The sequence below is a fragment of the Pantoea sp. ABR1s genome (assembly GCF_057812235.1).
In genome coordinates this window covers 1,708,338-1,726,839 of the sequence record NZ_CM173823.1, presented here as the reverse complement: position 1 = coordinate 1,726,839, position 18,502 = coordinate 1,708,338, and the positions used below count along the sequence as shown (strand labels likewise).

16 protein-coding genes and 1 tRNA gene are annotated in these 18,502 nt (G+C 53.8%); 6 read left to right on the top strand and 11 right to left on the bottom strand.

The genetic code is table 11. From position 1 onward, the window contains the following. Positions 1-9 precede the first annotated feature (9 nt). The 6 genes from motB to otsB form a co-directional block, all read right to left on the bottom strand. On the bottom strand, positions 10-951 hold the full coding sequence (gene motB, locus ACXKZD_RS07935) for a flagellar motor protein MotB (protein WP_010258536.1): 942 nt from the start codon (positions 949-951) through the stop codon (positions 10-12). Then, positions 948-1,835 (bottom strand): flagellar motor stator protein MotA, encoded by an 888-nt coding sequence (motA, locus tag ACXKZD_RS07930; RefSeq protein WP_003849139.1) that lies wholly within the window; start codon positions 1,833-1,835, stop codon positions 948-950. Before motA ends, motB begins: the two co-directional genes overlap by 4 nt. Positions 1,836-1,968: 133 nt before the next feature. Next, on the bottom strand, positions 1,969-2,547 hold the full coding sequence (flhC, locus tag ACXKZD_RS07925; RefSeq protein ID WP_010258532.1) for a flagellar transcriptional regulator FlhC: 579 nt from the start codon (positions 2,545-2,547) through the stop codon (positions 1,969-1,971). Beyond that, positions 2,544-2,897, bottom strand: a complete 354-nt coding sequence (flhD, locus tag ACXKZD_RS07920) for a flagellar transcriptional regulator FlhD (protein WP_010258528.1) — start codon at positions 2,895-2,897, stop codon at positions 2,544-2,546. The genes flhC and flhD overlap by 4 nt, the downstream gene beginning before the upstream one ends. A gap of 1,020 nt (positions 2,898-3,917) precedes the next feature. Continuing rightward, positions 3,918-5,354: an alpha,alpha-trehalose-phosphate synthase gene (gene otsA, locus ACXKZD_RS07915; protein ID WP_060680405.1), complete on the bottom strand. Its 1,437-nt coding sequence runs from the start codon at positions 5,352-5,354 to the stop codon at positions 3,918-3,920. Next, positions 5,351-6,139, bottom strand: a complete 789-nt coding sequence (otsB, locus tag ACXKZD_RS07910; protein WP_022625498.1) for a trehalose-phosphatase — start codon at positions 6,137-6,139, stop codon at positions 5,351-5,353. The genes otsA and otsB overlap by 4 nt, the downstream gene beginning before the upstream one ends. 453 nt (positions 6,140-6,592) lie before the next feature. Between otsB and eptA the strand changes: the two genes are divergently transcribed. The 6 genes from eptA to ACXKZD_RS07880 all read left to right on the top strand — a co-directional run bounded on the left by eptA (position 6,593) and on the right by ACXKZD_RS07880 (position 11,778). Then, complete coding sequence (gene eptA / locus ACXKZD_RS07905) at positions 6,593-8,221, top strand: phosphoethanolamine transferase EptA (RefSeq protein WP_182500290.1); 1,629 nt, start codon at positions 6,593-6,595, stop codon at positions 8,219-8,221. Next, a complete protein-coding gene (gene pmrA / locus ACXKZD_RS07900; protein ID WP_010670822.1) occupies positions 8,221-8,901 on the top strand; it encodes a two-component system response regulator PmrA in 681 nt (226 codons plus the stop codon). Before eptA ends, pmrA begins: the two co-directional genes overlap by 1 nt. Beyond that, positions 8,898-9,956 carry a two-component system sensor histidine kinase PmrB gene (gene pmrB, locus ACXKZD_RS07895; protein WP_010258517.1) on the top strand — a complete coding sequence of 353 codons (1,059 nt, stop codon included), beginning with the start codon at positions 8,898-8,900 and terminating at the stop codon, positions 9,954-9,956. The genes pmrA and pmrB overlap by 4 nt, the downstream gene beginning before the upstream one ends. A 310-nt stretch (positions 9,957-10,266) precedes the next feature. After that, positions 10,267-10,833 (top strand): flavin reductase family protein, encoded by a 567-nt coding sequence (locus tag ACXKZD_RS07890; RefSeq protein ID WP_061902513.1) that lies wholly within the window; start codon positions 10,267-10,269, stop codon positions 10,831-10,833. 59 nt (positions 10,834-10,892) lie between these two features. After that, on the top strand, positions 10,893-11,426 hold the full coding sequence (gene msrA, locus ACXKZD_RS07885) for a peptide-methionine (S)-S-oxide reductase MsrA (RefSeq protein WP_010670823.1): 534 nt from the start codon (positions 10,893-10,895) through the stop codon (positions 11,424-11,426). A gap of 264 nt (positions 11,427-11,690) precedes the next feature. Then, positions 11,691-11,778 (top strand) — tRNA-Ser (locus ACXKZD_RS07880). Between the two features lie 170 nt (positions 11,779-11,948). On the opposite strand, the gene phoH is transcribed toward ACXKZD_RS07880, so the two are convergent. The 5 genes from phoH to putP form a co-directional block, all read right to left on the bottom strand. Next, complete coding sequence (phoH, locus tag ACXKZD_RS07875) at positions 11,949-12,737, bottom strand: phosphate starvation-inducible protein PhoH (protein WP_010258505.1); 789 nt, start codon at positions 12,735-12,737, stop codon at positions 11,949-11,951. Between the two features lie 571 nt (positions 12,738-13,308). Continuing rightward, positions 13,309-14,586, bottom strand: a complete 1,278-nt coding sequence (efeB, locus tag ACXKZD_RS07870; protein ID WP_033757967.1) for an iron uptake transporter deferrochelatase/peroxidase subunit — start codon at positions 14,584-14,586, stop codon at positions 13,309-13,311. Positions 14,587-14,588: 2 nt separating this feature from the next. Next, entirely contained in the window at positions 14,589-15,704 is a 1,116-nt protein-coding gene (efeO, locus tag ACXKZD_RS07865; protein ID WP_488981985.1) for an iron uptake system protein EfeO, read from the bottom strand. A gap of 52 nt (positions 15,705-15,756) precedes the next feature. Next, positions 15,757-16,581 carry an iron uptake transporter permease EfeU gene (gene efeU, locus ACXKZD_RS07860; protein WP_010258496.1) on the bottom strand — a complete coding sequence of 275 codons (825 nt, stop codon included), beginning with the start codon at positions 16,579-16,581 and terminating at the stop codon, positions 15,757-15,759. A gap of 189 nt (positions 16,582-16,770) precedes the next feature. Further along, positions 16,771-18,255: a sodium/proline symporter PutP gene (gene putP / locus ACXKZD_RS07855; protein WP_010670826.1), complete on the bottom strand. Its 1,485-nt coding sequence runs from the start codon at positions 18,253-18,255 to the stop codon at positions 16,771-16,773. Positions 18,256-18,502 lie beyond the last annotated feature (247 nt).

The window sequence follows — 18,502 nt, the reverse complement described above, 5'->3', positions numbered from 1 at the left end:
TCACGGGAATCACCTCGGCTGTGAGGGGGCTGCTGTATTCACCGCGCCGCCTGGTGTTGCAGGTGCGGTAATCTGTTCAATGGCCGCCGGATCGCTGATCTGGACGGCATCACTTTCTGCGTTCTCTTTTTCTATTGCCGCTTCGGTGTCGTGGTTCAACACCAGCAGGCTGATGCGGCGGTTAACGGCGTCATTACCGCCACGATTTTTCAGGCGCATGGTGTCGGCCATACCCAACACCCGTAAAATTTTTCCGCTGTCTAAGCCGCCCATCACCAGTTCACGGCGTGAGGCGTTAGCACGGTCTGTCGACAGTTCCCAGTTGCTGTAGCCTTTGTCACCGCTGGCATACTGAAAATCATCGGTATGTCCGGCCAGGCTGATGCGGTTCGGAATGTCGTTAAGGACTGGCGCTATCGCACGCAGAATATCGCGCATATAGGGCTCAACCTCGGCCCGACCGGTCTTAAACATCGGGCGATTCTGGCTGTCGATAATCTGAATACGCAGCCCCTCTTCCACCATGTTGATGATCAGATGCGGGCGCAGCGCTTTCAGACGCGGATCCGCTTCAATCAGCTGGTCGAGCTTTTCACGCAGCCGGTTAAGACGAATCTCATCCAGCTTGCGTTTCTGGGCGTCCATATCGACGACTTTGTTCACTTCGCCAATCTTTTTGGTCGGATCATCACCGCCGCCGGGGATCGGGCTCTCGCTGTCGCTGCTGCGCGCCCCGCCGGTAATCGCTACCTTCAGCGGTGTTTTGAAGTAGTCTGCTATCTGCACCAGCTCCTGCGGGTTGGCGATTGAGAGCAGCCACATCACCATAAAAAAGGCCATCATCGCCGTCATAAAGTCGGCGTAGGCAATCTTCCACGATCCGTGGCTGCCTTCATGGCCTTTATGTTTGCGCTTTTTGATCAGCACAATCGGGCGATTGCCGTGTTTCATGAAGCCTCGTCTGAAGTCTGTTTAGCCGGGTTCTTGGCGTTACGTACGTGCTCTTCCAGTTCGCTGAACGACGGACGCTCGGCGGAATAGAGCGTCTTACGACCAAATTCCACCGCAATCTGCGGCGCGTAACCATTCAGGCTCGACAGCAATGTCACCTTAATGCACTGCATCATCTTGGTGGTTTCCGCACACTTCTGACGCAGCACTGACGAGAGTGGAGAGACAAACCCGTAGGCCAGCAGGATGCCCAGGAAGGTGCCCACCATCGCATGCGCGACCAGCGCACCGAGTTCAGCGGCTGGACGATCGGCCGAAGCCAGTGCATGGACCACGCCCATTACCGCGGCGACGATACCGAATGCCGGAAGACCATCACCCACTGCAGCAATACTTTGCGCTGGTACGTCACACTCGTGTTCGTAGGTCTCAATCTCTTCATCCATCAACGCTTCGATTTCAAAAGCGTTCATGTTGCCGCTCACCATCAGGCGCAAATAGTCAGTAATAAAATCCACTAACTGTTTATCGGCAAGAATGCGGGGATAATTAGCAAAAATTTCACTCTGGCTGGGATCTTCAATATCGCGTTCCAGCGATAACATACCCTGCTGACGCGACTTCGCCATCAGGCGATAAAGCAGCGCCATCAAATCCATGTAAACCGCTTTGTTGTACTTGGAGCCGCGAAATAACTTAGGCAGCGCCTTCAGCGTTTTTTTAATCGACTTACCGTTGTTGCCGACTAAAAAAGCACCGGCACCGGCACCGCCGATCATTAATAATTCGGCTGGCTGATAAAGCGCGCCCAGATGGCCACCTACCAGCGCATATCCGCCCAACACGGAGCCTAAAACAATCAGGTAACCTATAATTATCAGCACAAAAAAATCCTTACGTCCGTAACGTGTTGGTGGAAGTTAAGCCAGAGAGCCGCAGATGTTATTCCTGAACCGCAAGCAAAAAAAAAGCAGCGGTATTAACCGCTGCTGGATGGCTTCCACAGTGCGAACAAACTTAAACGGCGTGTTTAACCTGTTCATCCAGCAGTTGTGGAAACATATCGGCAGGTTCTGCAGAAAGTTTACGTCTTTTTACTGCCCGTGATGGTGGCTGGCACAGGCTGCAGGTAAAGCTGCCAACCGGCTGATGCGCATGATTAATAAAGCTGCCGTTGCAGCTTTTACAATCTGCCAGTTCCAGCATACCGCTATCAACGAATCGGACCAGGGTCCAGGCACGAGTCAGCGCCAACAGCGGGCCCTCGTCCGATTGAGGACACTGTTCAAGATACAGGCGGTAAGCTTTAATCACGGCATCGACGCCGCTGCACAACCCGGTTTTCAGCAAAAACTTCCAGGCGTTACAGAACATAGAAGCATGAATGTTCTGCTCCCACGTCATAAACCAGTCCGTAGAGAACGGCAGCATACCTTTCGGTGGCGGACTGCCACGTAATTCTTTATAGAGCTTAATGAGACGACCGCGGCTCAGCTGGGTTTCGCTCTCAAGCATCTGTAAGCGGGCACCTAATGTAATGAGCTCCATCGCGAGATGAATATCACGTGCTTCCTGAACAATACTTTTCTCACTCATGACATTGCTCTCTTTTTAGCAGGTGCATCATCTTTAGACGCATTACGCAGTAAACGGCTCGATAATAAAATGCCGGTGTGGATTTGTTGTAAATCATCCACGCGTGATTCCTGCGTCAGGCGATTAATGGTGCTGCTATCGGTAAAACGAAACTGGCAAACCAGTTGATTGGTTTCCGCCATTTTTACCATCTCAGGCAATGTTAATTCAGATAATGCATTCGCCATTTTCTCGTCAATTCCGAGGCGAAACATTGCAGAAGCTTTATCCTGGTTAATTAAACGCTGCGCAAGCAGTAAATAAGACAAGTTGAGATCGTAAATATGTTTCAGTACTTCAGAGGTGCCCATTATTTTTCCATCCTGAGAGATGCGACGTAACTGTATCGCAGAATAAATCTGCGGTTCGAGCTGCTGTTTGTTAAATCAAAAGATGGCAAAAAAAACTTCACGTAACGTTAATGTCACCGTTTTCGCCTTCCATTTTTGTGTGGGTTTCAGACCCACCGAAGGTCGAAAATCCATGCCATTTTATTTTCGAGTTCTGGACATCTTCCGTGACGTCTTCTTACATTTTTTAGGACTATTCCGAAAACAACGCAAATCTATATCGTCTGATTTCGACATACAACGACAGTGATGTGAAATTTTAGATAAAGTGTGACGCAGATCACACTTTTAACGCAAATTTCTTCAGCAACCCTTTACCATTACTTACCGACTGGTCATTTTTTGAGCAAAAAAGCCCGACTTTAAGTCCAATTGGTCCTGAGAAAGGTTTAATAGGGGGTAAAAGCATCGCTATTCGACGCTTTGCGCAGTCCGGAATGAATATCGGGTGTTAATCGTTTTAACACCCTATTTAGAACCACCCAAAGAAAGGTTATCAGCATATTATGCTGCTGCGACGTGCGGTTATTTGCTTTTAAATTAGTTACTTAAGGGGAGTATCGCAGAGGGTGAGTAATGAAATCGTTAAGGTTTATACGGCAGCAGGTCAGATTTCTGGCAACCTGGCGTTAACAGTGGTGACCGGGTGTACAGACTCTGATTCCCACTGTAACAAGGGGTTATATAAGAAAGTCGAATGAATTAACGAAGGGTTATGCGTTGGCACTATCACTATCGGCAGCCTGAAGAGAAACTTGAGTAAAGAAGGTAAAGAAAGCGGCAGGGGCTGACAGGACGGGGATTTCCGGGCTTACCTGCATTTATCGGGCCACTCCGGGCAGCCACTGACGTTATCAGCGTAGAATCGTAGCAAACGGTCATTAACAGATAGCAGGCGAGTTTTCTGTGACCTGGGCCGAAAAAAAAGCAGCGACGCCGTAGAGGCGCCGCTGCTTTCATAACCCTGAGTCAGAACAGATATCAGGCGAGTTTTGGGAAGGTCGCGACTTTATTAACCGTGTTGTGGTCAACGCTGCGCGGTTCAATGCGTTCCAGGTCTTTCAGGAAGCCTTCACGCCAGGCGGTAATATCATTTTTACGCAATACCGCCATCATGTCGTTGTAGCGTGAAATCCTTTCGGTACGCGGCATAGTAATCGCCCTATCCAGCGCGGCTGCCACTTCATCACGGTCATACGGATTTACAATCAGCGCGGAGGTGAGCTCGTTAGCCGCACCCGCAAAGCGCGACAGCACCAGTACACCGGGATCATCCGGGTCCTGCGCAGCCACGTACTCTTTCGCCACCAGGTTCATACCGTCACGCAGCGGCGTAACCAGACCGACATCGGTCAGACGGAAGATTTTCATCAGCAGGCGACGGTCAAAATGCTGGTTAAGGTAGTAGAGCGGGGTCCAGCCCAGCGTACCGTATTTACCGTTGATGCGCCCTGCTTCGGTCTCCAGCTGATGACGGATATCCTGATACGCCTGCACATCGCCGCGCGAGGTCGGAGCAATCTGCGAGTAGCGGATTTTGCCGCGATGCTGCGGGAAGTTCTCCAGCAGCGCTTCATAGGCAAGAAAACGCTCAGGCAGACCTTTGGAATAGTCGAGACGTTCGCAGGCAATAATATTGCGTGCATCGCCCAGCTCTTTCTTCATGGCGGCCATTTTCGGTGGCAGCGGCCCTTCGGCCATCTCTTTAATACTGTCTGGCTCAATCCCTATGGGATAAACCTCAGTCATAAAGGTGTTGCCAAAGGCGCGATGTTTTTTGTCGCCCTTATTCTGCAGCTGTGTAAGCTGGCTGACGCTGTCGAGGAAGGCCACCCGATCCGATTCGGTCTGGAAACCCAGCAGGTCATATTCGCACAGCATTTCCAGAAGCTCTTTGTGCGGCGGCAGCGCATTAAATATTTCAGGCGTCGGGAACGGAATATGCAGGAAGAAGCCGATACGGTTATTAATGCCCGCCCGACGCAACGCGGCTGCAAACGGTAAAAAGTGATAATCGTGGATCCAGACAATATCATCCGGCTTGATCAGCGGTTTTAAACGCTGTGCCACCGCATCGTTAACGTCGCAATACCCTTCCCAGGCTTCCCGCTGGAACTGCACCAGGTCAAGGCGATAATGGAATGCGGGCCAGATGACAGTGTTTGAGAACTGGCAATAGTAGAGATCGTAATCGTTCTGGCTCAGCGGGAACGAGGCATACTCAATACCTTCATGTTCCTGAACCGTGACTTCTTCCACCTCTTCGCCTGTGTACTCGCTGATTTCACCGTTCCAGCCAAACCACAGTCCACCGGTGCTTTTCAGTGCATCGAGAATACCGACGGCCAAACCGCCAGCGCTGGTTTTTGACCCATCGGGCATGGCGACACGGTTAGATACAACCACTAAACGACTCATAACCTAAACTCCTTACCGACGTTGTCTTGATCTGATAGTAATAATGTTCTTTCCAGCCAGCCGTAAACCGCATCGACATCATGAAGCCGATAATGGGCCTGGGTGGAACCTTCTCCGACTTTGATCGAGACGCCCTGCCGTGCGTTCACGGCCAGAAAGCCCTTCTCATCCGTCAGATCGTCGCCAATAAAGACCGGCGTACGTCCGGCAAAAGGGGGCTGCTGCATAAAGTCGCTGATTGCGGCGCCTTTATCGATACCTGCCGGTTTAATCTCTACCACACATTTCCCCGGCTGAAGCGCCAGTCCGGGAAAACGTTTTACTGACTGTTCAGCCAGTCGCATCACATCCTGCTCATGCTGCATCGCCTGGCGGTAGTGAAGTGCGAAAGCCATGCCTTTTACCTCCAGCTGGGTGCCAGGCCAGGATGCCATGGCATCCTGCAATTCCGCCCTGAGCGATTGCTCCACCTCGACCGGCAGGCTGATGCGTTGCAGATTACCCTCTGCATCACGGCGCTCAGCACCATGTACGCCCGCAGCCGGGCCGTACCAGGGAGCGGCCAGCGCATCGAGTTGTTCTATGGGTCTGCCGGAGACCAGCGCAAGCGCGCCCTGCGAGAGTGCAGAGAGCTGCTGCAGTTGCGCGATGACCTGCTCAGGAATAAATACCGCTTCGGGACGGGACTGAATCGCTGCCAGCGTGCCGTCGACATCAAAAAAGAAGGCGTACTGCCCGCCGCTTAATGTCGGGTACCTGGCATGGGTGTCTGCCGCTTGGGTCACGTTACTTCTCCTGAAAATCGAATTTTAATAAAACATTGAGTTAAAACAAGAATGTCCTGACGCAGTCAGGTCAGCAAGCGGGAAATTCTGATAAAGCGGTGATTGAGGGATAAAACGCGGTAACGGGATAGGTCACTCTCCTCAAACTTGCAAGCGCATTGCTGACAATACTGGCTAACTGAGAACATCTTCACAGTAAGTGTAGTCATTAACAGGGGTTACGCCAGAAAGATGCAGGTTTCATGCCAGCCGCTGCGGTTAAGTCAGCATAAAAGCACCATTCAATTCTGCTTCGCTTCCGATGATCAGGCCAGACACGATCCGCTGCTGACTGGAGTCACGCACGTATCGCACCCGGCAGAGTCGGCCCCCCCAAAGCTTAAGGCTCTTAAGGTATTCCTAATATTGAAAGCGCATTCTCGTGACACTTTTATTACTCTGGTTCCTGCTCACATGGCGTTTACCCTGAAGAGGCCGCTGATTAGCCGCCTTACGTTGCTGATTCTGGCTGCGGTTTACATCGCGGTTTTCCTTAACGTTGCCTATTACCGTCAGGTGCTGGCGGTGATGCCGCTGAACGACCTGCACACCACGCTGGTCTTTTTATCGATGCCGCTGGTCGCCTTTAGCGTGATCAATATCGTGATTACGCTGGCCTCGTTTATCTGGCTGGATCGGCTGCTGGCCGCGCTGTTTATTCTGCTCTCCGCCTCGGCACAGTTCTTTATTCACACCTATAACATCGTGGTCGATCGCTCGATGATCACCAACATGATGGATACCACCGCCTCGGAATCTTTTGCGCTGATTACGCCACAGCTGCTTGTAACCCTGCTCACCTCGGGCGTGCTGATGACGTTGCTGCTGTTCTGGCCGCGAATCAAAAAGCAGCAGTGGCGCGGCGTGCTGGCGCGACTGCTCAGCGTATTGCTGTCAGCGGCGCTGATTGTGCTGATCGCCCTGCTCTTCTATAAAGATTACGCTTCGCTGTTCCGTAACAACCGCGAGCTGGTAAAAGCGCTGAGCCCCTCTAACAGCATCGCGGCGACGCTCTCCTGGTATAAGCATGAGCAGTTACAGAACGCGCCGCTGATACGCATCGGTGAAGATGCGCACCTGCAGCCCAGCCGCAGCAGTGGCAAACCTAACCTGACGATTCTGGTGCTGGGCGAAACCTCGCGTGCGCAAAATTTCTCGCTGGGCGGTTACGGTCGTCTGACCAACCCCTTACTGGCCAAAGATAATGTGATCTATTTCCCGCACACCACCTCATGCGGAACGGCGACGGCGGTTTCCGTGCCCTGCATGTTCTCCAATATGCCGCGCGCCCACTATGATGATGTGCTGGCCGCCCATCAGGAGGGGTTGCTGGATATTATTCAGCGCGCCGGGATTAGCGTGTTGTGGAATGAGAACGATGGGGGCTGTAAAGGGGCCTGCGACCGCGTTCCGCATCAGGACATGACCAGCCTGAACCTGCCCGGCATGTGTATTGATGGTGAGTGCTACGACGACGTGCTGTTCCACGGTCTGGATGATTACATCAGTCAGTTAAAAGGCAACGCGGTGATTGTGCTGCACACCATTGGCAGTCATGGCCCGACTTACAGCCATCGCTATCCGCCACAGTTTCGTCAGTTTGAACCGACCTGCGACACCAACCAGATCCAGGACTGTTCGCAACAACAGTTGATCAACACCTATGACAATACGCTGGTCAATGTGGATCACATCGTCGATAAAGCCATTAATGTATTGCGCGCGCATCAGGACCGCTTCACCACCAGCCTGGTCTATCTGTCTGACCATGGCGAATCCCTGGGTGAAAATGGTGCTTACCTGCATGGCCTGCCCTATGCTATCGCGCCGGACACCCAGAAACATGTGCCGTTGCTGATCTGGCTTTCCGATGATTATCAGAAACGTTATGCGGTTAATCGCGGCTGTCTGAATAAACTGGCGGCGACAGACGATTTTTCACAGGATAATCTGTTTTCAACCATGCTGGGATTAACCGGCACCGCGACCCACGAATATGTGCCTGCGGATGATATTTTGACGTCGTGTCGGAGCCAACCTTAATGAAGATACTGATTGTTGAAGATGATGCCCTGCTGCTGCAGGGTCTGATGCTGGCGCTGGAAGGGGAAGGCTATGTCTGTGATGGCGTTACGCGGGTGCGGGATGCTGAAGCGCATTTCGCCAGCGGCCTGTATAGTCTGGTGGTGCTGGATCTTGGCCTGCCGGATGAAGATGGACTGCATTTTCTGATACGCCTGCGGCGGCAGAAGAAGATGACGCCGGTGCTGATCCTGACCGCACGCGACACCATCAGCGAACGCATTGCCGGACTCGACGCTGGCGCGGACGACTATCTGATCAAACCGTTCTCGCTGGATGAGTTGCTGGCGCGGATCCGCGCCCTGATTCGCCGCCACGTCAATCAGGGCGACAGTCATGTCAGAGTGGGTGCGCTGGCGCTGGATATGACCCATCGCCAGATTACGCTCAGCGACGTACTGCTGGATCTGACACCCAAAGAGTTTGCGATTCTGTCACGGCTGATGCTCAAGGCCGGGAATCCGGTTCACCGTGAAATTCTCTACCAGGATATCTATAACTGGGAGACCGAGCCTTCTACTAATACCCTGGAAGTGCATATCCATAATCTGCGCGACAAAATTGGCAAAAGCGCTATCCGCACCGTGCGCGGTTTTGGCTATGCGCTGGTGACGCAGGATGGCGTTCGTGAGGCAACATGATAAGACGTTTCGATCATCGCAGTATGCGCTTTCGTCTCATCCTGACCATCGGTCTGATCCTGCTGGTTTTCCAGGTGATCAGCGTGGTCTGGCTATGGCATGAGAGCAAAGAGCAGATTCAGTTTCTGGTGGAAGCGCAGCTGCAGAAGCGCAACATGGACAGTCACGTTAAGCGTGAAGTGCATGAAGCGGTAGCCAGCCTGGCGGTGCCAAGTCTGGTGATGATTACCCTGACGCTGCTGCTCTGCTATCAGGCGGTGAAATGGATTACCCGGCCGCTTTATCAGCTGCAGCGTGAACTGGAGAGTCGCAGCGAAGAGAATCTTGATCCCGTCGCCTGCCACAGTCAGGTTCAGGAGATCGATGCGGTGACGCAGGCGATAAACCAGCTGGTCGCGCGTCTGAACAGCAGTCTGGAGCGCGAACGGTTGTTCACCGCCGACGTGGCACATGAACTGCGCACGCCGCTGGCGGGATTGCGGCTGCATCTGGAGTTAATCGAACGTAACAGCGATGTCAAAGTTCAGCCGCTGGTGCAGCGCCTGGATCAGATGACGCACAGTGTGTCGCAGCTGCTGAATCTGGCGCGCGCCGGGCAGTCTTTTACCTCTGGCACCTATCAGAACGTGGGGCTGATTGAAGATGTGATCCTGCCAATGGAGGCAGAGCTGAGTATTATGCTGGAGGCGCATCAGCAGACGCTGGTGCTCGATCTGCCACAGGAGCAGTTTGTGCGCGGTGATGCCACGCTGCTGAAGATGTTGCTGCGTAACCTGGTGGAGAACGCCCATCGCTACAGCCCGGATAACAGCACCATCAGTGTGCAGCTGGTGTTAGCTCCTCAGCCGATGCTGGTGGTGGAAGATCAGGGTCCGGGAATTGATGAGAGTAAAAGTGGCGAGCTGAGTAAAGCGTTTATCCGGATGGACAGTCGCTACGGCGGTATCGGACTCGGGCTGAGCATCGTCAGCCGCATCGTCCAGTTACACCGGTTTCAGTTTTTCTTAGAGAACCGCCGCGACCGAAGCGGTTGTCGTGCCGTGGTGAAGTTTTAAGCGCTGAACCAGGCGGAGAGGAACAGAACGACCGTGGCTGCGGCAATCAGCAGTGCAGCATATTCACTCATCGGACGCGGAGCAGTCACAGACAGGGCAACAGGAGCAGTTTTCATAGCATCATCCTCAGTTAAAGCAGGCAGTATCGCGATTGCATATTAAGGAAACCTTAAGCTCGCGACACTGCCGCTAAAAATGTCTGCGCTGCCGGACGCCGCCATCAACCTCGCATTTCTGCCCGCTGACACGCCTGCTGCATCCGCCCGGTGCTCTACACTTAATGGTTACGTTCCGTTTCAGGAGTTACGCCATGAGCCAACGCATGCACAAATATGCTTTTCCGGTTAGCAAAGCCCGCAAATACCTTGAGCCCGGACCGGTGCTGCTGCTCAGTTCGCAGTACAAAGATCAACATGACATCATGACGCTCGGCTGGCACACGGTGCTGGAGTTTTCTCCGTCACTTGTCGGCTGCATGATTGCCGGTATGAACCACAGCCATGAGCTTATCCGCAACAGCGGTCAGTGCGTGCTGAACATTCCTTCTTCCTCGCTGATTGATGAAGTTGTGGCAATCGGCAACAGCCACGGCGACAGCATTGATAAGTTTGAGGCATTTGGCCTGACGCCGGAACCCGCTCAGGTGGTTGGCGCGCCGATGATTGCCGAATGTTTTGCCAGCTTTGAGTGTCAGCTTTATGACGATTCGATGGTCGCTAACTACAACCTGTTTATTTTTGAGATTGTTAAAGCGCACGTTGCCGAGCAGCCGGAATACCCCACTACCCTGCACTACACTGGCGAAGGCCGGTTCAGCGTGATGAGCGACAAAATACTGGATAAGAGCGGCGATTTTAAACCGGAGATGCTGATCTAGTTGAAAGCGCTCTTCTGCGCCCCCATTCACCTCTTTCGACCTGACAGGAGTAAATTATTATGGCAATCGAATACGCAGTTATCGCTGGCGGCTGTTTCTGGTGTACCGAAGCGGTATTTAAGGATGTGATCGGCGTAGAGTCGGTAGAAAGCGGTTATACCGGCGGTGCCCGGCCGAATCCGACTTATGAGCAGGTCTGCAGCGGTGCGACCGGTCATGCGGAAGCGATCCGCATTGGCTTCGACCCGGATAAAGTCAGCTTTGGCGATCTGCTGGATATCAGCTTTGTGACGCATGATCCGACCCAGCTTAACCGTCAGGGTAATGATATTGGCACCCAGTATCGTTCCGCCATTTTCCCGGCCAATGCAGAGCAGGAAGCGGAAGCACGCGCCGCCATTGCCCGCGCTCAGGCTGACCATGATGTGCCGGTGGTGACCACCATTGAGCCGCTGAAAGAGTGGTATCCCGCTGAAGCTTATCATCAGGATTACTGGGAAGGCGCGGGCCAGCGCAACGGCTACTGCATGGCGGTCATTCCACCGAAATTGCAGAAGCTGCGTAAAAGTTTCGCTAACAGAGTAAAGAGCTGATTCCGGCATCAGTCGGGGCAGCGTCTGACCAGTAACGAGGGTGAGAACGCCGCCCCGGTTTATTTGCTGCCATAAAACTCACCTGACCGGGCTCATCAGGATGACGGGATGTGGCCGGTAAAACGGCGGGTTTTATGACGCAGTAAATCGATTCGTTCAGAGCTTAAGCGAATAGATCAAAAGAGAAAAATAGTGCTTGACCGTTTTCAGTCGACTCCCTATAGTACCGCCCCGTTGACCCATCGCGGTCAGCGAAGTAAATCTGGTGAGGTGTCCGAGTGGCTGAAGGAGCACGCCTGGAAAGTGTGTATACGGCAACGTATCGAGGGTTCGAACCCCTCTCTCACCGCCATCTTCAAAGAAGAGCCTGAACTTTTGTTCAGGCTCTTTTTTTTGCATATTTCACTCTGAGAGAGCGTAATAACTCCCGCCGGGGAACGACCACGTGCGCAGCCCCTGCCCCACAATAAGAAAACCCGGCCGGAGCCGGGTTTGGGCGCTACACTTCTACTCAATCAAACGCTAGCTATACGCGTGCAGGGTGCGCTGACACAACGCAGAACGCACACAATCTTCTTTGCCGAAGCGTACAATGCCAACCATCTCGTCCTCTTCGAAACGCGCCAGCGCGTCTGCGAGACCGGAAGGCACCCCAGCGGGCAAGTCGCACTGGGTAATATCGCCGTTAACAATGACCGTGACGTTTTCGCCCAGTCGGGTCAGGAACATTTTCATCTGCGCGGCGGTGACGTTCTGCGCCTCGTCCAGAATTACCACAGCATTTTCGAAAGTGCGACCACGCATATAGGCGAACGGTGCAATCTCTACCTTGGCAATTTCCGGACGCAGACAATATTGCATAAAGGATGCGCCAAGACGTTTAACCAGAATGTCATAAACCGGGCGGAAATAAGGCGCGAATTTCTCAGAAATATCGCCGGGAAGGAATCCCAGATCCTCATCTGCCTGCAGTACCGGGCGCGTAACGATAATCCTGTCGATATCCTTATTAATCAGGGCCTCAGCCGCTTTTGCGGCACTGATCCAGGTTTTACCGCACCCGGCTTCACCGGTTGCGAAGATCAGCTGTTTTCTCTCTATGGCGTTAAGATAGTGCGCCTGAGCTTCATTACGGGCTTCAATCGGCAACCGGTCACGCGTATCGCGCGCCATGCCAATGGCATCCAGTCCACTCATATGCACCAGCGAAGTGACCGACTCTTCTTCACGCTGACGATGACTTCTTGAGTCACTACGAAGCACTCTTCTTGCTTCACGACGCGCTTTGATCACTGCTTTCTGTCTTCCCATAGTGGCACCTTTCAGTTGGTTTCATTTCCTGCGTCAGGCCGGTGGCCCGTTGCGATAACGTGAACGCTTTAGAGGTTTCAGTTGGCTTCCTTTTGAGCCATGACAGGACAGGATAGTGGGTATGCAGCAGCGCAATAGCGTAGCTGAACACCGGATAAAACAGGATGCGATAAGACAAAAGAGATGGTTGAAGGAAGGAAGAAATAACGAGGCAGAATTGCCCTCGCGGTCAGGCGCAATCTATTTACTGACAGTGACTTTCCATTAAAGACTCGACCCATGCGCGAACTCCAGTGTGATACATCAACACATCCGATTACGCCTGTTTAATAAAGTGCACCATTTTGTTGGGCCTTTGCAATAGTAATTTTACCTGCTGGCAAAAGAATTGCTAATCACGTGTATGTATTTCTTTTAAGGCAAAATGTAAAAGCGTTGTATTACAGCGGATTAGCTTATTTTATATATGCCAGACAACCGCTAAAACTCAGTTTAACCTCAGCCAGCAAAGCACGAAAACCGTAAAACGTGGGCGACCAGAACAGGGACGCCCACAGTGGTTGAATTTTAATCAGGCTTCCAGCAACGACTGCGCTAAATAATGGCTGGCGTCTGGTACACCGGGCAAAACAAAAAAGTAACCGCCGCCAAAAGGCCGGATATATTCTTCCAGCGCTTCGCCATTCAGGCGTCGCTGCACCGTAAGAAAGCCGCGTTCCAGATCGTGCTGATAGCAGACGAACAGCAACCCCATCTCCAGCTGTCCCGATGCAGAGATACCCGCGGAGTAACTGTAGCCGCGCCGCAGCATCAGGCTGCTTGCCGTCTCTGGCGTGCGGGGGTTGGCAAGACGGATGTGCGCATCCAGCGCAATCACTTCGCCGTCCGGATCACGGGCGTAATCCGGAACGTCGCGCTCATGCTGCATCCCCAGCGGCGCGCCACTTAATTTCTCGCGACCAAAGATAGTCTGTTGCTCGCCCAGCGGCGTGCGATCCCACATTTCGACGTGAAAGCGGATTAACCGTACAGCCTGATAGCTGCCATTGCGCGCCCAGACCGGTTCGTCCTGATCGTCTGTGACCCACAGCAGTTGATTCATCAGAGCAGGGTTGTGGGTATCCGGATTGGCGGTGCCATCTTTGAAACCCAGCAGGTTGATCGGGGTCTCCTGCCCCTGACTGCGCGCGGCGTGATCGGAGATAAAGCCTTCGCGCCGCCAGCGTACGCCAAGCAGGTCAGGCGTATGCTTGATGATATCCCGCAGGGCATGAATCACCGTATCCTGCGTGTTGGCACAGAGCTGCAACAGCAGATCGCCATGACACTGACTGGCATCCAGCGAATCATTGGGAAAGCGAGTCATCGGCTGCAATTTTTTCGGTTTGTGCGGCGCCAGACCAAAGCGTTCATCAAACAGTGAATTGCCGACCGACACGGTAATCGTCAGATTATCAGGCGCGATAGTCGCCCCAAGAATGCCGGAATCCATTGGCGGCAACCGCGGATTGGTGACTACCGGTGCCGGACCGCCCGTGGTCAGAAAGGCAATACGCTGGGTCAGCAACCGGAACAGACGCACCAGCTCCGTTTTATCGCTGCTGAGCAGATCAAACGCCACCAGCATCATCGATGCCTGCTGTGGCGTCGTGATACCTGCCTGATGCTGACCATAAAACGGCTGCATCTGCTGTCGGGCCTGCGGCGTAACCGTCCCCGGCGAAAAGCTGTCGGCGGCGGCTGCATGGAACGGACAGCCGCCGCCCAGCGCTGCCGCGCTGCCCAGCAGCCCCAGCCCTTTTAGTAACCGACGACGCGCAGGCTGCGCGTCATCTTCCTTGCGACTCATGATTAATCCAGACCCAGGGTGCCACGAAGTAATGAAAGATCTTCCGCCAGTGCGGTGATCGGTCCTTTCAGCGCGTTACGGTCGGCGCTGGTCAGTTTCTCATAGGATTCAAAACCGGTTTGGGTGCGGTACTTACTCAGGATCGCATCCACTTTTTTGAAGTTGGCGTCAACCTTGGCCAGCAACTGCGGATTGGCTTTGCTTACCATGGGTCGCAGCAGCTCAACGATTTTCTGCGCGCCATCAATGTTCGCCTGGAAGTCCCACAGGTCAGTCCGGCTGTAGCGATCTTCTTCACCGGAGATTTTGCTGGAAGCGACCTCTTCAATCAGGCCGGCTGCGCCGCCGACCACTTTGGCTGGCGGGAAGGCCAGTTCGCTGATGCGCACCTGCAAATCTTTCACATCTTGATTCAGCTGCTCAGCGTAGTCCGCCATGCCTTTCGTGCTGTTATCAGCAAACAGCGCTTTCTCCAGACGGTGGAAACCGGTGAACTTTGGATCGGCCGCTTTCTTCTCATAGTCATCTTCACGGGCGTCAATGCTGCCGTCGAGATCGGAGAAGAGCTCAGCAATCGGCTCAATGCGCTCATAATACTGACGGGTCGGAGCAAACAGCGCTTTGGCTTTTTCAACGTCACCCGCTTTAACGGCGTCAGTAAAGGCCTGGGTGTTGCTCACCAGCTGTTTCACCTGATCGGTCACATAGGCTTTGTATTCGGTGATCGGGCCTTCCAGCTGCATACGTGCTGAGGTGGCACTTTTTGCCGCACCCTCACCGGCTTGCACAATCAGCTTGCCTTTTGGATTGCTCAGCAGCCCACAGGTCATCTCATATTCGCCCGCCTCCAGATTGGCGGTCAGTTTCTGACTGAAGCCCGGCGCGATATTCTCACGCTCTTCAACCACCATCACGCCTTTGAGGATCTCCCACTCCAGCGCTTTCTGGCTGTTGTTTTTAATCAGGAACTGGGTCTTACCGGCCTTGACCGTTAAGCTCATCGGCTCGCACTGCTTGTCGGTGACGCTTACGGTAACCTGAGGAACCGCCGCGGCCGCCGTTGCGGAGATTGCCAGCAGAGGAAGCAGCAGTGCCTTGCGGCGGAAACGCATTGTCATCTCTCTTTCCCTATCATGTTGCAGGCGTAAGATGCGCCCGTTAAATGTCAAATTACACAGTGGCCGACGCAGCAGAACGCGCAGGCATAAAGAACAGAATCAGCGCCGGGATCAGGTAGGCAAAGTAAACGGTCACTTCACTGACGCTTGGGGACTCCTGATAACCCAGCACCCCTTCCAGCAGGGTGCCGAACAGCGAATGGGTCGATAAGGTATTGCTGAGATCGAAGGCGACATCCTGAAAGCGATTCCATAAACCCGCTTCGTGGAAGGCGCGGATGGCGCCCGCTGCCAGACCCGCGGCGACAAACAGGATGAATACGCTGGTCCAGCGGAAGAAATGGGCCATGTTAAGACGGATACCGCCCCAGTAGAGCAGCATGCCCAGCACGACCGCGGTTGCCAGACCCAGCACCGCGCCAATCGGCGGCGCATAACCGACATCCTGGGTAAACGCCGCCAGCAGGAAGAACACCGACTCCAGCCCTTCGCGCGCCACGGCAAGAAACACCATCAGCACCAGTGCCAGACCGCCACGACCTGAGCGTTGCAGCGCCTGATCGACAGCCTGTTCAAGCTCGACCCTGATGTTGCGGGCGACTTTGCGCATCCAGAAAACCATTGAGGTGAGGATCACCACCGCAATCAGCGCCACGATGCCCTCAAACAGCTCCTGCTCTTTCTGCGGGAACTCACCGGTGGTGGCATTGATGAACAGACCCAGGCCCAGACAGAGCCCGGCGGCAATAAACACGCCAGCCCACATCGCGGGAAACCATTGGGTGCGCTGGGTGCGTTTGAGATAGCTGGCTATCAGGCTGACTATCAGCGCGGCTTCAAGCCCTTCGCGCAGCATGATGAGAAAAGGAACAAACATCGCCAACCTCTTGAATGTTAAGCAGCGTCAATAAACAGTAAAATAAGGTAAAGTGTAAACGATACCGATTATCATTATCGCTGAGAAAAAAACAAGTTGCCGGTGGAGATAATTTCATCTTTGAGTGGTTTATCTTTGTAACAAAAAAGCCCGCCCCTTTCGGGACGGGCCAGGCGATTAACGCCTCGCTTATTTTGTCTGGAACTCCGCCTCTGCGGCGGCAAAGCGCTGCTGCGCTTCTGCTGATGGCTCACGGCCCATCAGCGTGAACACCACAATGGCGATGCTGGCGAAAATGAAGCCCGGGATGATTTCATACAGTCCCAGCCAGCCATACTGTTTCCACACCAGCACGGTCAGCGCACCGACGATCATGCCCGCCAGCGCACCGTTGCGGTTCATCCGCTTCCAGCAGACACCAAACAGTACTACCGGACCAAACGCCGCACCGAAGCCCGCCCAGGCGTAGCTCACCAGGCCCAGCACGCGGTTTTCCGGGTTAGCCGCCAGCGCGATCGCAATCAGCGCCACCAGCAGCACCATCAGACGCCCTACCCATACCAGCTCTTTCTGACTGGCATTTTTACGCAGGAGGCCTTTGTAGAGATCTTCGGTCAGGGCGCTGGAGCAGACCAGCAGCTGACAGCTCAGCGTTGACATCACGGCTGCCAGGATCGCTGACAGCAGAATACCGGCAATCCATGGGTTGAACAGGATACGCGCCAGCTCGATAAAGACCCGCTCCGCATTGGCGTTAACGCCAACCGCCAGCGTCGGGTTGTTCTGGAAGTAGGCGATACCGAAGAAGCCCACCGCCACGGCACCGGCCAGACAGAGCACCATCCAGGTCATACCGATACGGCGAGCGGTACGGATTGAACGATGCGAATCTGCCGCCATAAAGCGCGCCAGAATATGGGGCTGCCCGAAGTAGCCCAGGCCCCAGCCGAGCAGGGAGATAACCGCGACAAAGTTCAGTCCCTTCAGCATGTCGAGGTTTTCCAGGCTCTTCGCTTCAATCACCGCCAGCGAATCAGACCAGCCGCCGACCGCGATAATCACAAACACCGGCGTCAGGATCAGCGCAAAAATCATCAGGCTCGCCTGAACGGTATCGGTCCAGCTCACCGCCAGGAAACCGCCCACCAGCGTATAGAGAATGGTCGCCGCTGCACCCGCCCACAGAGCGGTCTGGTAACTCATACCAAAGGTGCTTTCAAACAGACGCGCACCGGCTACCACGCCTGAGGCGCAATAGATGGTGAAGAACACCAGGATCACAATGGCGGAGATCACGCGCAGGATTTTACTGTGGTCCTCAAAGCGGCTGGTAAAGAAGTCCGGCAGCGTCAGGGCGTTGTTGTGATGTTCAGTCTGTACCCGCAGGCGACCGGCCACGATTTTCCAGTTCAGCCAGGCACCGATCGTCAGGCCAATCGCAATCCAGCTTTCAGAGATACCGGAGATGAAGATCGCACCCGGTAAGCCCATCAGCAGCCAGCCGCTCATATCGGATGCACCGGCAGAGAGTGCCGTAACCACGCTACCCAGACTGCGGCCACCGAGGATGTAATCATCAAAGTTTTTGGTTGAGCGATAAGCCACAAACCCGATTAATACCATCCCAAGAATATAAACCAAAAAGGTCACCAGCAAAGGTGTACTTACACTCATCTGTCTCTCCACTTATTATTTGATATCCCAGAGAAATCGCCAGCTACCCGCCTGCCGGAACGGGGCAAAGCGGGCCGATTTTCTTCGTCAGGGCGTCACTCATTTCCCAGCGGCGCGGTATCCTGCCGGAAAGGCGTTGTGCGCACAATGGATTTAACACAGGCGTTACAGTGATTTCACTAACCGTTTGTGAAAACGTGCTCATAGGTTGCACTCGCTCACAGTTATCCGGTTGCACCATCGTATT

Coding starts and splice junctions, on each gene's coding strand:
- efeO (WP_488981985.1), bottom strand. CDS start 15,704: ATGACAATGCGTTTCCGCCGCAAGGCACTGCTGCTTCCTCTGCTGGCA.
- eptA (WP_182500290.1), top strand. CDS start 6,593: ATGGCGTTTACCCTGAAGAGGCCGCTGATTAGCCGCCTTACGTTGCTG.
- ACXKZD_RS07890 (WP_061902513.1), top strand. CDS start 10,267: ATGAGCCAACGCATGCACAAATATGCTTTTCCGGTTAGCAAAGCCCGC.
- pmrB (WP_010258517.1), top strand. CDS start 8,898: ATGATAAGACGTTTCGATCATCGCAGTATGCGCTTTCGTCTCATCCTG.
- pmrA (WP_010670822.1), top strand. CDS start 8,221: ATGAAGATACTGATTGTTGAAGATGATGCCCTGCTGCTGCAGGGTCTG.
- phoH (WP_010258505.1), bottom strand. CDS start 12,737: ATGGGAAGACAGAAAGCAGTGATCAAAGCGCGTCGTGAAGCAAGAAGA.
- putP (WP_010670826.1), bottom strand. CDS start 18,255: ATGAGTGTAAGTACACCTTTGCTGGTGACCTTTTTGGTTTATATTCTT.
- motB (WP_010258536.1), bottom strand. CDS start 951: ATGAAACACGGCAATCGCCCGATTGTGCTGATCAAAAAGCGCAAACAT.
- efeB (WP_033757967.1), bottom strand. CDS start 14,586: ATGAGTCGCAAGGAAGATGACGCGCAGCCTGCGCGTCGTCGGTTACTA.
- msrA (WP_010670823.1), top strand. CDS start 10,893: ATGGCAATCGAATACGCAGTTATCGCTGGCGGCTGTTTCTGGTGTACC.
- efeU (WP_010258496.1), bottom strand. CDS start 16,581: ATGTTTGTTCCTTTTCTCATCATGCTGCGCGAAGGGCTTGAAGCCGCG.
- flhD (WP_010258528.1), bottom strand. CDS start 2,897: ATGGGCACCTCTGAAGTACTGAAACATATTTACGATCTCAACTTGTCT.
- otsA (WP_060680405.1), bottom strand. CDS start 5,354: ATGAGTCGTTTAGTGGTTGTATCTAACCGTGTCGCCATGCCCGATGGG.
- flhC (WP_010258532.1), bottom strand. CDS start 2,547: ATGAGTGAGAAAAGTATTGTTCAGGAAGCACGTGATATTCATCTCGCG.